The sequence below is a fragment of the Protofrankia sp. Cr1 genome (assembly GCF_963555865.1).
GTDB lineage: Bacteria > Actinomycetota > Actinomycetes > Frankiales > Frankiaceae > Protofrankia.
In genome coordinates, this window is record NZ_CAUVXO010000283.1 from 5170 (window position 1) to 6264 (window position 1095).

General features: G+C 64.5%; 2 protein-coding genes. Both read left to right on the top strand.

Annotation, left to right across the window (positions count from 1 at the left end; genetic code table 11):
- Positions 1-353: 353 nt before the first annotated feature.
- Positions 354-575, top strand: coding sequence for a hypothetical protein (locus U9980_RS19020; protein WP_322769157.1), 222 nt, complete (start codon positions 354-356; stop codon positions 573-575).
- Positions 572-976, top strand: a complete 405-nt coding sequence (locus tag U9980_RS19025) for a type II toxin-antitoxin system VapC family toxin (RefSeq protein WP_322769158.1) — start codon at positions 572-574, stop codon at positions 974-976. Before U9980_RS19020 ends, U9980_RS19025 begins: the two co-directional genes overlap by 4 nt.
- The last annotated feature ends 119 nt before the right edge of the window (positions 977-1095 follow it).

The window sequence follows — 1095 nt, forward strand, 5'->3', positions numbered from 1 at the left end:
AGCGGTTCGTTCGCCGATGTCCGCGGACGTCCGCCGCGCCGGCGCGACCTGCACTTGCCGTCCGCCGGCGTTCGTACTCGTCCGCCAACGTCCGCCAACGTCCGCCGGCTCGGGTACAGCGATAGGTACACCGGTGCCCGGCCGACACGAGCCGAAGGCCAGCGTGTCCAGCCCCTGACTGCAAGATCGACTAACGGTCTCCGCTGACGTCCACACTCGTCCCTCGACTGTCGGAGACGGTCAGCACCTCTTGGTGGCGGCCGGGCAATACGCTGGCCCCCGACGGGCCACAAGGTCGTACACGGAGTGGATCTAGCGGGTCGGCTGCCGACTACAGCCGTATCCTGTGGCCTGTGAGCATATTGCGGGACGAGTTGCACAGGCTGATCGACCGGCTTCCCGAGTCTCAGGTGGCGCCGATCCTGGCTCTGGTGCGCGAGAGCACCCCGACTGAGGACGGTGGCGACGAGTGGCCACTGCCGGACTTCGTGGGCGCCCTGTCCAGCGGCAAGGGCAATCTTGCAGCCCGGTCCAGCGAGATTCTGCGTGAGGAGATGGGGCGCGAACCCGAGTGATCATCTGGGACACCGGCCCTCTCGTCGCCGCCGCCGACGTCGACGATAAAGATCATGCCCGGAGTGTCGCGCTCATGCGACGTACACCCCGCCCGTTACTCGTTCCTTATCCCGTGCTCACCGAGGTCTGCTATCTGCTAGAACGGGAGAAGGGCACCCGCGCCGAAGCAGCTTTCCTGCGTTCCATCGGTACCGGGCAGATCAGCCTGATTCCGCTGGCCCGGACGGATATCGACCGGGTTGTCGAGCTGGTCGAGAAATACGCCGATTTCCCTCTTGGCGCAGTCGACGCATCTGTCGTCGCGATCGCCGAAAGGCTTGACGCAGACGCCATAGTGACACTCGATCGGCGACATTTCTCGGTCGTACGCCCCAAAAGCCCTATCGCGCTCCTACCGTAGCCGTACAAGTTGACGGGACTACTCGTAGTCACTGGTGCGCCGCCAGGGACTTGAACCCCGAACCCGCGGATTAAGAGGAAAGAGCTGTTTGTCCGCTCATGTCCGTGGACGTCCGCCGT